The organism is Mycobacterium sp. 94-17, from assembly GCF_035617725.1.
GTDB lineage: Bacteria > Actinomycetota > Actinomycetes > Mycobacteriales > Mycobacteriaceae > Mycobacterium.
Genome location: NZ_JAPIYN010000005.1, coordinates 128,337 through 141,430, shown reverse-complemented (window position 1 = coordinate 141,430; position 13,094 = coordinate 128,337). Strand labels below are relative to the sequence as shown.

The following is a 13,094-nucleotide window of genomic DNA, read 5'->3' as shown; positions in this document are numbered from 1 at the left end:
CACACGTGCATGGCCATCGGGTACATTCCTGTGGTCTCCGTTACTACTTGCCAGTAGGGAGCCGATGGTCACAGGCATCAAACCGGGGCGACGTGGGGGCACCCCCAGCTGCACCGCGGTGAGGGGGCGAGGCGTGCTACACGATCCGCCGCGACGCCATGAAGCGCGCGGTGACGGCCAGAGGGGGCAACGGTGACGTCAACGTCGACAAGTCGGCGGGGTCCCTACTTGGTCAGCTACGTGCGCGATCAGCTCGAGACGCCCCTGACGCTCGTCGGGGGATTCTTCCGGATGTGTGTGCTCACCGGAAAGGCGCTGTTCCGCTGGCCCTTCCAGTACCGCGAGTTCATCCTGCAGTGCTGGTTCATCATGCGGGTGGCGTTCCTGCCGACCATCATGGTGTCGATCCCGCTGACCGTACTGCTGATCTTCACGCTCAACGTCCTGCTCGCCCAGTTCGGCGCCGCTGACCTGTCCGGCGCCGGCGCGGCGATCGGTGCCGTCACCCAGCTCGGCCCCCTGACCACCGTGCTGGTGGTCGCCGGTGCCGGCTCGACCGCGATCTGCGCGGACCTCGGAGCTCGCACCATCCGCGAAGAGATCGACGCGATGGAAGTGCTCGGCATCGACCCGATCCACCGGCTGGTGGTGCCCCGCGTGGTCGCCGCGACCCTGGTCGCCACCTTGCTCAACGGCCTGGTGATCACCGTGGGCCTGGTCGGCGGTTACCTGTTCGGCGTCTACTTGCAGAACGTGTCGGGTGGTGCCTACCTGGCCACCCTGACCACTATCACCGGCCTGCCCGAGGTCGTCATCGCAACCGTCAAAGCCGCCATCTTCGGGCTCATCGCCGGCCTGGTCGGCTGCTACCGCGGGCTGACCGTGCGCGGCGGCTCCAAAGGGCTGGGCACCGCAGTCAACGAGACCGTCGTGCTCTGCGTCGTCGCCCTCTACGCCGTCAACGTGGTGCTGACGACGATCGGTGTGCGGTTCGGGACGGGGCACTGACATGTCGACTGCCACCGTCTTTCGCTCCCGGTTCCCGCGGGCGGCAGAGAACCTCAACCGCTACGGCCTCGCCGCGGCCCGCGGGCTCGACGACATCGGCCAGATGGCGTGGTTCGGTGCGGTCGCCGTCGGCCACATCCCGCACGCGCTGCGCCACTACCGCAAGGAAACCCTGCGCCTGATCGCCCAGATCGGCATGGGCACCGGCGCCATGGCGGTCATCGGCGGCACGGTCGCCATCGTCGGCTTCGTGACGTTGTCCGGTAGCTCGCTGGTCGCCATCCAGGGCTTCGCCTCACTGGGCAATATCGGCGTCGAGGCGTTCACCGGCTTCTTCGCCGCGCTGATCAACGTGCGCATCGCCGCGCCCGTCGTCACCGGCATCGCCATGGCCGCGACGGTCGGCGCCGGCGCCACGGCGGAGCTGGGCGCCATGCGCATCAGCGAAGAGGTCGACGCGCTGGAAGTGATGGGAATCAAGTCGATTTCGTTCCTGGCCTCCACCCGCATCATGGCCGGCCTCGTGGTGATCATCCCCATCTACTCCATGGCGATCATCATGACTTTTCTGTCCCCGCAGCTCACCACGACGGTGATCTACGGGCAGTCGCACGGCACCTATGAGCATTACTTCCGGACGTTCCTGCGTCCCGAGGACGTGTTCTGGTCGTTCCTGGAAGCCATCATCATCACCGCGGTCGTGATGATTACGCACTGCTTCTATGGTTACGAAGCCGGCGGTGGTCCGGTGGGCGTGGGCGAGGCCGTGGGTCGGTCGATGCGCTTCTCGTTGGTGTCGGTGCAGGTAGTCGTGTTGGCCGCCGCGTTGGCGCTGTATGGCGTCAACCCCAACTTCGCACTCACGGTGTAATCGCCATGGCCAAACCGATTCAGACCAACGCCCCGCGGACCCCGCCGTACAAGCTGGCCGGCGTGGCGCTCCTGGTCGTCTTCGCGCTGGCGTTAGCCCTTATCTACGGGCAGTTCCGGGGCAGCTTCACCCCCAAGACGCAGCTGACCATGCTCGCGGCGCGCGCCGGGTTGGTGATGGATCCGGGTTCGAAGGTCACCTACAACGGCGTGGAGATCGGCCGCGTCGGATCGATTGCAGAGACCTCGCACGACGGCAAGCCCGCGGCGAAGTTCACGCTGGAGGTGTATCCCCGGTACTTGAAGCTGATTCCGTCGAACGTCAACGCCGACATCAAGGCGACGACGGTGTTCGGCGGCAAATACGTGTCGCTGACGACGCCGGCCAACCCGTCGCCGCAGAAGATCTCCACGCGCACCGTGATCGACGCGCGGTCGGTGACCACCGAGATCAATACCTTGTTCCAGACGATCACGTCGATTTCGGAGAAAGTCGATCCGGTCAAGCTGAATCTCACGTTGAGTGCGGCGGCGCAGTCGCTGGCGGGGCTGGGGGAGAAGTTCGGCCGGTCGGTGACCAACGCCAATGTGTTGCTCGATGATGTGAACCCGCAGATGCCGCAGGCGCGCAAGGACATTCAGGGGTTGGCGGCGCTGGGTGATACGTATGCGAACGCGGCGCCGGATCTGTTCGACTTCTTGAACAATGCGGTGATCACCTCGCGCACCATCAACGCCCAGCAGAAGGATCTGGATCAGGCACTGCTGTCGGCGGCCGGGTTCGGCAACACGGGTGCGGACCTGTTCAACAAGGGCGGGCCGTATCTGGCGCGCGGCGCCGCCGATTTGGTGCCCACGGCTCAGTTGCTGGACACCTACAGCCCCGAGCTGTTCTGCACCGTGCGCAACTACCACGACATCGAGCCCAAAGCCTCGTCCTTCCTGGGCGGCAACGGCTACTCGCTGGTCGCCCACACCGAGGCACTGTCCGGATTGGGGTTGGTCGCGAATCCCCTGTCCCTGGTCGCGGTCGCCGCGCTGACGCTGGGGCTCGGTGCCACGGCCGGCCTGGTCGGTGGTGCGCCCAACCCCTACATCTATCCCGAGAACCTGCCGCGGATAAACGCGCGCGGCGGCCCCGGCGGTGCGCCGGGTTGCTGGCAACCACTCACCCACGACCTGTGGCCCGCGCCGGAGCTGGTGATGGACTCCGGCAACAGCCTTGCGCCGTACAACCACCTGGACACCGGATCGCCGTATGCGATCGAGTATGTCTGGGGCCGCCAGGTAGGGGATAACACGATCAACCCATGAAAATCACCGGAACCCTCGTCAAACTCGGCATCTTCTCGGTGGTGCTGCTGATCTTCACTGTGATGATCATCGTGGTGTTCGGTCAGATGCGCTTCGACCGCACCAACGCATACTCGGCCGAGTTCAGCAACGTCAGCGGCCTGCGCGCGGGGCAGTTCGTCCGTGCGTCGGGGGTTGAGGTCGGGAAGGTCGACAAGGTCGAGCTGATCGACGGCGGCAAGCGGGCCCGGGTGAAATTCAACGTCGACCGCTCGATCCCGCTGTACCAGTCGACGACCGCCCAGATCCGCTACCTCGACCTGATCGGTAACCGCTACCTGGAGCTCAAGCGCGGTCAAGGTGAAGGCGCCGACAAGGTCCTGTCGCCCAACGGGTTCATCCCGCTGGCGCGTACCCAACCGGCGCTCGACCTCGACGCCCTGATCGGTGGGTTCAAGCCGCTGTTCCGGGCGCTCGATCCACAGAAGGTCAACACCATCGCGACGAGCCTGGTCACTGTGTTCCAGGGGCAGGGCGGCACCATCAACGACATCCTGGACAACACCGCGCAGCTGACCAGCCAGCTCGGTGAGCGCGACCAGGCGATCGGCGAGGTGATCAAGAACCTGAACACCGTGCTGGACACGGCTGTTCGGCACCGGCAGCAGTTCGACCAGACCATCAACAACCTGGAGGTGTTGATCACCGGTCTGAAGGACCACGGTGACCAACTGGCCGGGGGGACCGCCCACATCAGCAACGCCGCGGGCACGGTGGCCGACCTGCTGGCCGAGGACCGCGGCCTCTTGCACAAGACGATCAACTACCTGGACGCGGTGCAGCAGCCGCTGATCGACCAGCAAGACCAACTGCAGGACTACCTCAAGAAGGTGCCGACCGCGTTGAACATGATCGGGCGTGCCATCGGGTCCTACGGGGACTTCGTCAACTTCTATGCCTGCGACATCACCCTGAAGATCAATGGCCTGCAGGCCGGCGGTCCGGTCCGCACGGTCCGGCTGTTCCAGCAGCCGACGGGTAGGTGCACGCCGCAATGAGAACCCTGGAACCACCCAACCGGATGCGCATCGGCCTGATGGGCATCATCGTCACGCTGCTGGTGATCGGCGTGGGCCAGAGTTTCACCAGCGTGCCGATGCTGATGGCCAAACCCCACTACTACGGGCAGTTCGCCGATACCGGCGGCATCAGCAAAGGCGACAAGGTGCGCATCGCCGGCGTAGACGTAGGCAAGATCGAGGGCATCAAGATCGAAGGCGATCACATCTCGATCCAATTCAACGCCGGCACTGCGCAATTCGGCACCGAAAGCCGGATCGCGGTCAAGACCGACACCATCCTCGGAAAGAAGGTCCTCGAACTCGAGCCGCGGGGCAACCAAACGCTGCGGCCAGGGGGGACGTTGCCGGTGGGGCAGAGCACCACGCCCTACCAGATCTATGACGCGTTCTTCGATGTCACCAAGGCCGCGCAGGGCTGGGACATCGACACCGTCAAGCAGTCACTGCACGTGCTGTCGCAGACCATCGACCAGACCTATCCGCACCTGACCCCGGCGCTGCAAGGGGTGGAGAAGTTCTCCGCGACCGTCGGCAAGCGCGACGAAGAGGTCAAGCACCTGCTCGCCCAGGCCAACCAGGTGGCCGGCATCCTCGGCAATCGCAGCGATCAGGTCGACCGGTTGTTGGTCAATGCCAAGACGCTGATCGCCGCCTTCAACGAACGCGGCCAGGCCATCAATGCTCTGCTCGGCAACATCGCGGCGTTCGCCGAACAGGTCAAGGGCCTGATCAACGACAACCCGAACCTCAACCACGTGCTCGAACAGCTGCGCACGGTGAGCGACATCCTGGTGCAGCGCAAGGATGACCTGGCCGACGGCCTCACCGAGGTCGGCAAGTTCCTGCCGTCGCTCAACGAGGCAATCGCCTCGGGACCGTTCTTCAAGGTGGTCCTGCACAACCTGGCCCTGTACCAGATTTCGCAGCCCTGGGTCGACGCCGCCTTCAAGAAGCGCGGCATCGATCCGGAGGACTTCTGGCGCAGTGCGGGCTTGCCGGCCTACCGGTTCCCGGACCCCAACGGCACCCGGTTCCCCAACGGCGCGCCGCCACCGGCACCGCCCGTGCTCGAGGGCACGCCCGATCACCCGGGTCCGGCCGTGCCGCCGGGATCGCCCTGCTCGTACACGCCGGCGGCCGACGGGCTGCCCCGCCCGGACAACCCACTGCCCTGCGCGGGTGCGGTGTCGGGGCCGTTCGGTGGGCCGGGCTTCCCGGCGCCGGTCGACGTGATGACGTCGCCGCCTAACCCGGCCGGCCTGCCGCCGACGCCGGGCATCCCGATCGCGGGCCGGCCGGGCGCCCCGGCACCCGACGTCCCGGGCACGCCGGTCCCGTTGCCGACGCAGGCACCGCCGGGTGCGCGCACCGAGAACCTCGCACCGGCCGGACCGCCGCCGCCGCCGTCGACGTTCGCGCCGGGGCTCCCGCCGGGACCGGCGGCACCGCCCGGGCCGGGCAACCAGCTGCCCGCACCGTTCATCAACCCCGGCGGAGCCGGAGGCAGTGGCGCAGCGGGGGGAGGTAGCCAGAATTGAGCACCATCTTTGATATCCGCAACCTGCGGCTGCCGAAGCTGTCGCGGGCATCGGTGATCATCGGAGCGCTGGTGGTGATCCTGGCACTCGTCGTCGGCTACGTCGGGTGGCGGCTGTACGAGAAGCTGACCAACAACACCGTGGTGGCCTACTTCCCGGCGGCGAACGCGCTGTATCCGGGCGACAAGGTCCAGATCATGGGCCTGCGGGTGGGTGCGATCGACAAGATCGAGCCCGTCGGCGACAAGATGAAGGTGACGTTCCACTACGAGAACCAGTACCGCGTTCCGGCCAACGCCTCGGCGGTGATTCTCAACCCCACCCTGGTGGCGTCGCGGGCCATCCAGTTGGAGCCCGCCTACAAGGGCGGTCCGGTGCTGGGCAACAACGCGGTGATCCCCGAAGAGCGCACCCAGGTGCCGGTGGAGTGGGACCAGCTGCGCAACAGCATCACCAACATCATCTCCAAGCTGGGCCCGACACCCGAGCAGCCGAAGGGTCCGTTCGGTGAGGTCATCGAATCGTTCGCCAATGGGCTGGCCGGCAAGGGCAAGCAGTTCAACGCCACTCTGACGAACCTCTCTGCGGCGCTGACCGCGTTGAACGAGGGCCGCGGCGACTTTTTCGCGGTGGTGCGCAGCCTGGCGCTGTTCGTCAACGCGTTGCACAACGACGACCAGCAGTTCGTCGCGCTCAACCAGAACCTCGCCGATTTCACCACCCGGCTCGCGCACTCCGACGGCGACCTGGCCAACGCCATCTCCCAGTTCGACAGCCTGCTCACCACCGTGCGTCCGTGGCTGGATCAGAACCGCGGGGTGCTGACCCAGGACGTCAACAACCTCGAGACCGCGACGAACGCGCTGCTGCAACCGGATCCGCTGAACGGGCTCGAGACCGCGCTGCACGTGCTGCCGACCGCCGCGGCGAACATCAACCAGATTTATCACCCGTCGCACGGTTCGGTGGTCGCCATCCCGTCGATCACCAACTTCGCCAACCCGATGCAGTTCATCTGTAGTGCAATCCAGGCCGGCAGCAGGCTGGGCTACCAAGAGTCGGCCGAACTGTGCGCGCAATACCTCGCGCCGATCCTGGACGCGATCAAGTTCAACTACCCGCCGTTCGGGTTGAACCTGTTCAGCACCGCCGAGACGCTGCCCAAGGAAGTCGCGTACTCGGAGGATCGGCTGCACCCGCCGAACGGATACAAGGACACCACCGTTCCTGGCATCTGGGTGCCGGACACCCCGACGTCGCACCGCAACACTCAGCCGGGCTGGATCGTCGCCCCGGGCATGCAGGGCCAGCAGGTCGGTCCGATCACCGCGGGTCTGATGACGCCGGAGTCGCTGAACGAGTTGATGGGCGGACCGAACATCGAGCCGGTTCAGTCCAACCTGCAGACACCGCCGGGTCCGCCGAACGCCTACGACGAGAACCCGATCCTGCCGCCCATGGGCCTGAACGCGCCGGTGCCGATCCAGCCCCCGCCGCCGGGGCCGGGCGTGATCCCGGGTCCCGTCGCCCCGACACCGGCGCCGGTGTCCGCACCCGCGCCGAACGCGGGTGGCCCGGCGGCGCCCGCTGACTTTGGAGGTGGCCAGTGAGGCGGGCGACGAGCGCGAGTGTCATTCGCCATCGGGCGTGGCAAGGGCTGACCCTGCTGATCACCGCGATGGTGCTGAGCTCGTGCGGCTGGAAAGGCATCTCCAACGTCTCGATCCCGGGCGGGCCCGGCAGCGGCTCGGGGGCCATGACCGTTTATGTGCAGGTGCCCGACACCCTGGCCATCAACGGCAACAGCAAGGTGCTGGTCGCCGACGTGTTCGTCGGCTCGATCAAGAACATCCAGTTGAAGAACTGGATAGCCACCCTGACGCTGGGCATCGACAAGAAAACCAAGCTGCCCAAGAACGCCGTCGCCAGGATCGGCCAGACCTCGCTGCTGGGTTCCCAGCACGTCGAGCTCGCCGCGCCGCCGAACCCGTCGTCCGAACCGCTCAGGAATGGCGACACCATTCCGCTGAAGAACTCGACCTCGTATCCCACCACCGAGCAGACGCTGGCCAGCCTGGCTCTGATCATGCGCGGCGGCGGCATCCCCAACCTGGAGGTGCTGCAGAACGAGGTATACGACATCTTCAACGGCCGCGGCGAACAGATCCGGGCTCTGCTCGGCAAGCTGGACACCTTCACCAGCCAGCTCAACGAGCAGCGCGACGACATCACGCACGCGATCGACTCGACCAACCGGCTGCTGACCTACGTGGGCGGCCGCGCCGACGTCCTGGACCGGGTGCTCACCGACATCCCGCCGCTGATCAAGCATTTCTCCGACACCAAGAACCTGCTGATCAACGCCACCGATTCGGTGGGACGGCTGAGCCAGGCCGCCGACCAGTATCTGTCGGAGGCGCGCGGGCCGCTGCACACCGACCTGCAGGCGCTGCAGTGCCCGCTGAAGGAGCTCGGCAAGGCCTCGCCGTACCTGATCGGCGCCCTGAAGTTGATCCTCACCCAGCCGTTCGACATCGACACGGTCCCGAAGATCTTCCGCGGTGACTACATCAACATCTCGCTGACACTCGACCTGACCTACAGCGCCGTCGACAACGCGTTCCTCACCGGAACCGGGTTGTCGGGAGCCCTGCGGGCGCTCGAGCAGTCCTTCGGGCGCGACCCGGAGACGATGATCCCCGACGTGCGTTACACGCCGAACCCGAACGACGCGCCGGGCGGACCTCTGGTGGAAAGGGGGGACAGGAATTGCTGACTCCCTTCATTCGCCGCCAGCTGATCGCCTTCGGGATCCTGACCGTCATCTCGCTGCTGGTGCTCGGGATCTACTACCTGCAGATCCCGAGCCTGGCCGGCATCGGCCGCTACACGCTGAAGGCTGACCTGCCGGCATCGGGCGGGCTGTATCCCACGGCCAACGTCACCTATCGCGGCATCACCATCGGCAAGGTCACCGATGTGGAACCGACTGAACGCGGCGCCTTGGCGACGATGAGCATCGACAGTCACTACAAGATCCCGGTCGACGCGACGGCTAACGTGCACTCGGTCTCGGCCGTCGGTGAGCAGTACCTGGACCTGGTGTCGACCGGTAGTCCCGGCAAGTACCTGGCAGAGGGGCAGACCATCACGAAGGGCACCGTGCCCGCCGAGATCGGGCCGGCGCTGGATACGGCGAACCGCGGGCTGGCGGTGCTGCCCAAGGAGAAGCTCGGCCAGCTGCTCGACGAGACGGCGCAATCCGTCGGGGGGCTGGGTCCCAACCTGCAGCGGTTGGTCGACGCCACGCAGGCGATCGTCGGCGACTTCAAGAACCAGATGACCGACGTCAACGACATCATCCAGAACTCCGGCCCGGTGCTGGACAGCCAGGTCAAATCGGGTGACAACATCGAGCGCTGGGCGCGCAACCTGAACAGGCTCGGCGCCCAGACCGCGCGGGAAGACCAACACCTGAAGAGCGTGTTGCGCCAGGCGGCGCCGACGGCCGACCAGGTCAACTCGGTGTTCAACGACGTGCGGGATACGCTGCCGCAGACGCTGGCCAACCTCGAGGTGGTCATCGACCTGCTCAAGCGCTACCACACCGGCGTCGAGCAGGTCCTCGTGTTCCTGCCGCAGGGTGCGTCCATCGCGCAGACGGTGGCCGCGCCGTTCCCCAACATGGCCGCTCTGGACCTGGCGCTGTCGATCAACCAGCCGCCGCCCTGCCTGACCGGCTTCATCCCGGCCTCGGAGTGGCGGTCACCGGCCGATACCAGCATTCAGCCGCTACCCACGGGCACGTACTGCAAGATCCCGATGGACACTCCGGCCAACAGCGTGCGCGGGTCGCGCAACCTCCCGTGTACGGACATTCCGGGCAAGCGGGCCGCGACGCCGCGCGAATGCCGCGACCCCAAGCCGTATGTGCCGGCGGGTACCAACCCCTGGTACGGCGACCCCAACCAGACGCTGACCTGCCCCGCGCCGGCGGCGCGGTGTGACCAGCCGGTGAAGCCCGGCATGGTGATCCCCGCTCCGTCGGTGAACAACGGGCTGAACCCGGCACCCTCGGACCGGGTCGCGGGCACACCCCCGCCCACCAGCGATCCGTTGACCCGACCGGGGTCGGGTACGGTGCAGTGCAATGGCCAGCAGCCCAACCCCTGTGTCTACAAGCCCAGCGGGCCCCCCTCGGCGATCTACAGTCCCCAAAGCGGTGAACTGGTAGGGCCAGACGGCGTTAAATACTCCGTCGAGAACTCGACCAGAACAGGAGACGATGGATGGAAGGAGATGCTGGCACCAGCCGGCTGAACCCATCGACACGGACGATTCGTTGACCACGCAGGACAAGGACGAGGATTCGACGGCACCCGAGACCGGAGCCGGCCAAACCGGTCCAGAGGACGCCTCCGAGGATCGGACGGAATCCACCGACGGTGTTGCCGACGGTGACGCCGATGCCGGCGTCGACGCCGTCCGGTCCGAGCCCGACGGCGCCGCCGAGGGTGACGCGGCGCCGGGCGAGGCCGGCGTGGCCGTATCGCGCGGTCCGTCCCGGGTGGGCCGCGGCTGGCTGGCGGCCATCGCGGCGGTGCTGGTGCTGTGCGCCGCGGTTGTCGGGGTGGGTGGTGTACTTGCGCTGCACCGCCATCATCAACGCCAAGGTATCGCCCGCAACGACGCCGCGGCGCTGAAGGCGGCGGTGGAGTGCGTGTCGGCGACGCAGGCGCCGGACACCAATGCGATGACCGCGAGCGAGCAGAAGATCGTCGAATGCGGCACCGACGTGTTCCGCTCGCAGGCGTTGCTCTACACCAGCATGCTGGTGCAGGCCTACCAGGCCGCGAACGTCCACGTTCAGGTGTCGGATGTGCGCGCGGCCGTCGAACGCAACAACCCCGACGGTTCGATCGACGTCCTTGTCGCGATGCGCGTCAAAGTCGCCAGCGACCAGAACCAGAGCGAGGCCGGCTACCGGTTGCGCGTGAAAATGGCCTTCGCCGAGGGGCAGTACAAAATCTCCAAGCTCGACCAGGTGACGAAGTGACGGTGGTGGTCGAACAGACTGCCCCCACGGCAAGCCGGGTTTCATCGCGGGAAGCCTTGGCGCCCTGGCATTCTCGCGTCGGCGCGGTCGTCGTCGACGTGCTGCCCGGCATCGCCGTGATCATCACCATGGCGTTGGTCCTCGGGACCGTGCCGACCCACGGCGTGTGGTGGTGGCTGGCCATCTCCGTTCTCGGCATCGTCATCCTGGTGGTTTTAGCCAACCGGTTGCTGCTGCCGGTGATCACGGGCTGGAGCCTGGGCCGCGCGATGGCGGGCATCGCGGTGACGCAACGCACCGGTGCCTCTCCAGGACCGTGGACCCTGCTGCTTCGGGACGTCGTTCACCTGCTCGACACCGCGTCGATCGTGGGATGGCTTTGGCCGCTCTGGGATTCGCGCCGTCGTACTTTCGCCGACATGTTGACCCGCACCGAAGTGCGCGGTCTCGCGCCGGACCAGATGCCGGCGCACATCCGGCGGTGGAGCGCGGTCGCCGTGTCGAGCGCGGGGGCGCTCTGCCTGGCCGGCGCCGCGGTGAGTTATTTCGCGGTCTACTCCGCGGACCGGGCAACCGACCAGACTCGCGCCCAGATCGCGACGCAGGGGCCGAAGATGGTCGCCCAGATGCTGACCTATGACCCCGCGTCGCTGCACGACGACTTCGCGCGGGCGCTGTCGCTGGCGACCGACAAATATCGGTCCCAACTGGCCGCCCAGCAGGACCTGGTACAGAAGGCGCACCCCATCATCAACGAATATTGGGTCACCAACAGCTCGATCGAATCGGCGGCCCCGGATCGCGCGACGATGTTGCTGTTCATGCAGGGCCGGCGCGGTACCGGGCCCGAACAGCGCTATATCAGCGCCACCGTGCGGGTGAACTTCGCGAAGAGCGCCGGAAACGCTTGGCGCGTCGACGATCTCAACGTGCTGACCAAGCCGACACAGCCCGGGAGTGGTCGATGAGTCCCCGCCGCAGGTTTGCGCCCGACGAGCTACCACTGCTCGTCGCACGCCCGGTCGAGGCCGGGGCGCAGCGTCGATGGATGGCGCCGTTGGCGGGCACGGCCACCGCGGTGCTCATGGTGGCGGCGATCACCGCCTGCGCGCTGATGTTCGCCTCGCATGAGTCCCGGGTGCGGACCGCGTCGAAGGACCGCGAGGTGCTGAACTACGTTTCGGGTTTCATGACGCAGTTCGTCTCCATCGATCCGTTTCACGCCAACGACTACGTGAACATGGTATTGGCCCAGGCGACCGGCGATTTCGCCAAGCAGTACGAGAAGAACGCCAATGAGATCCTCCTGCAGGTCGCCCGGGCCGAACCGGCCACCGGCAGCGTCCTGGGTGCAGGCCTGGAGCGATGGAACGACGACGGCAGCGCCAATGTCATGGTGGCCACGGCGATCACCACCAAGTCGCCGGATGAAAAGCAGGTAGTGCAGAACACCAACCGATGGGCGGCAACCGCGACGCAGGAAGGGAACCAGTGGAAGATCAGCAGCCTGCAGCAGGTGATGTGACCGTCGAGAAGAACGCCACCGTCCCCGAAGGCGAGGCGACCGAGGCGGCAACGGTCGGCGGCGTGCAGCCGGACGACGAAACAGCCGAAGCGGCAACGGAATCCGAGGCCGGCGACAATGGGAAGGCCGCCGGCGCGGCGCCGGTCGCCGCCCCGCAGAAGAAGCGGCGGGCCGGCAAGGTCTGGGCCGTCGTCGCGCTGATCGCCGCGCTGTTGTTCGTCGGATCCGCCGCGTTCGCGGGCGCGATGGTGCAGCCATATCTGGCCGACCGCGCCACCGACGCAACGAAACTGAACATCGCGCGGACCGCGGCCAGCGCGATCACCACGCTGTGGACGTACACGCCGGAAAACATGGACACGCTCGCCGACCGCGCATCCCGCTACCTGAGCGGCGATTTCGAAGCGCAGTACCGCAAATTCGTCGACGCGATCGTGGCCCCCAACAAGCAGGCCAAAATCACCAACAACACCGAGGTCACCGGCGCGGCTGTCGAATCGCTCGACGACCCCAACGCCGTGGTCATCGTCTACACCAACACGACCTCCACCAGCCCGCTGACCAAGAACGTCCCGTCGCTGAAGTACCTGTCCTACCGGCTGTTCCTGAAGCGATCGCACAGCCGTTGGCTGGTGACCAGGATGACCACGATCACTTCGCTGGATCTGACGCCGAAAGTCTAGCCGCCGCGCCTTCTGCCGCAACGTAAATCGTTGTGGCCG

The 13,094-nt window shown here is 66.5% G+C and carries 11 protein-coding genes and 1 pseudogene; all 12 read left to right on the top strand.

Annotated features, from left to right (window positions below):
- Nucleotides 1-192 precede the first annotated feature (192 nt).
- The 12 genes and pseudogenes from OQ789_RS08330 (at nucleotide 193) to OQ789_RS08275 (ending at nucleotide 13,055) form a co-directional block, all read left to right on the top strand.
- Complete coding sequence (locus tag OQ789_RS08330; RefSeq protein WP_420716066.1) at nucleotides 193-1,008, top strand: MlaE family ABC transporter permease; 816 nt, start codon at nucleotides 193-195, stop codon at nucleotides 1,006-1,008.
- Between the two features lies 1 nt (nucleotide 1,009).
- On the top strand, nucleotides 1,010-1,879 hold the full coding sequence (locus OQ789_RS08325) for an ABC transporter permease (RefSeq protein ID WP_324684874.1): 870 nt from the start codon (nucleotides 1,010-1,012) through the stop codon (nucleotides 1,877-1,879).
- A gap of 5 nt (nucleotides 1,880-1,884) precedes the next feature.
- Nucleotides 1,885-3,192, top strand: a complete 1,308-nt coding sequence (locus OQ789_RS08320) for an MCE family protein (protein WP_324684872.1) — start codon at nucleotides 1,885-1,887, stop codon at nucleotides 3,190-3,192.
- Nucleotides 3,189-4,229, top strand: a complete 1,041-nt coding sequence (locus OQ789_RS08315) for a virulence factor Mce family protein (protein ID WP_324684871.1) — start codon at nucleotides 3,189-3,191, stop codon at nucleotides 4,227-4,229. The genes OQ789_RS08320 and OQ789_RS08315 overlap by 4 nt, the downstream gene beginning before the upstream one ends.
- A complete protein-coding gene (locus tag OQ789_RS08310) occupies nucleotides 4,226-5,791 on the top strand; it encodes an MCE family protein (protein ID WP_324684870.1) in 1,566 nt (521 codons plus the stop codon). The genes OQ789_RS08315 and OQ789_RS08310 overlap by 4 nt, the downstream gene beginning before the upstream one ends.
- On the top strand, nucleotides 5,788-7,401 hold the full coding sequence (locus tag OQ789_RS08305; protein ID WP_324684869.1) for a virulence factor Mce family protein: 1,614 nt from the start codon (nucleotides 5,788-5,790) through the stop codon (nucleotides 7,399-7,401). The genes OQ789_RS08310 and OQ789_RS08305 overlap by 4 nt, the downstream gene beginning before the upstream one ends.
- Entirely contained in the window at nucleotides 7,398-8,567 is a 1,170-nt protein-coding gene (locus OQ789_RS08300) for a virulence factor Mce family protein (RefSeq protein ID WP_324684867.1), read from the top strand. Before OQ789_RS08305 ends, OQ789_RS08300 begins: the two co-directional genes overlap by 4 nt.
- Nucleotides 8,561-10,111, top strand: a complete 1,551-nt coding sequence (locus OQ789_RS08295) for an MCE family protein (RefSeq protein WP_324684865.1) — start codon at nucleotides 8,561-8,563, stop codon at nucleotides 10,109-10,111. The genes OQ789_RS08300 and OQ789_RS08295 overlap by 7 nt, the downstream gene beginning before the upstream one ends.
- Nucleotides 10,081-10,847: pseudogene (locus OQ789_RS08290) on the top strand (Mce protein). Before OQ789_RS08295 ends, OQ789_RS08290 begins: the two are co-directional and overlap by 31 nt.
- Nucleotides 10,844-11,815, top strand: coding sequence for an RDD family protein (locus OQ789_RS08285; RefSeq protein ID WP_324684864.1), 972 nt, complete (start codon nucleotides 10,844-10,846; stop codon nucleotides 11,813-11,815). The pseudogene OQ789_RS08290 and the gene OQ789_RS08285 overlap by 4 nt, the downstream one beginning before the upstream one ends.
- Nucleotides 11,812-12,372: a mammalian cell entry protein gene (locus OQ789_RS08280; protein ID WP_324684863.1), complete on the top strand. Its 561-nt coding sequence runs from the start codon at nucleotides 11,812-11,814 to the stop codon at nucleotides 12,370-12,372. The genes OQ789_RS08285 and OQ789_RS08280 overlap by 4 nt, the downstream gene beginning before the upstream one ends.
- Entirely contained in the window at nucleotides 12,339-13,055 is a 717-nt protein-coding gene (locus OQ789_RS08275; RefSeq protein ID WP_324684861.1) for a mammalian cell entry protein, read from the top strand. Before OQ789_RS08280 ends, OQ789_RS08275 begins: the two co-directional genes overlap by 34 nt.
- Nucleotides 13,056-13,094 lie beyond the last annotated feature (39 nt).

Coding starts and splice junctions, on each gene's coding strand:
- OQ789_RS08280 (WP_324684863.1), top strand. CDS start 11,812: ATGAGTCCCCGCCGCAGGTTTGCGCCCGACGAGCTACCACTGCTCGTC.
- OQ789_RS08315 (WP_324684871.1), top strand. CDS start 3,189: ATGAAAATCACCGGAACCCTCGTCAAACTCGGCATCTTCTCGGTGGTG.
- OQ789_RS08325 (WP_324684874.1), top strand. CDS start 1,010: ATGTCGACTGCCACCGTCTTTCGCTCCCGGTTCCCGCGGGCGGCAGAG.
- OQ789_RS08310 (WP_324684870.1), top strand. CDS start 4,226: ATGAGAACCCTGGAACCACCCAACCGGATGCGCATCGGCCTGATGGGC.
- OQ789_RS08320 (WP_324684872.1), top strand. CDS start 1,885: ATGGCCAAACCGATTCAGACCAACGCCCCGCGGACCCCGCCGTACAAG.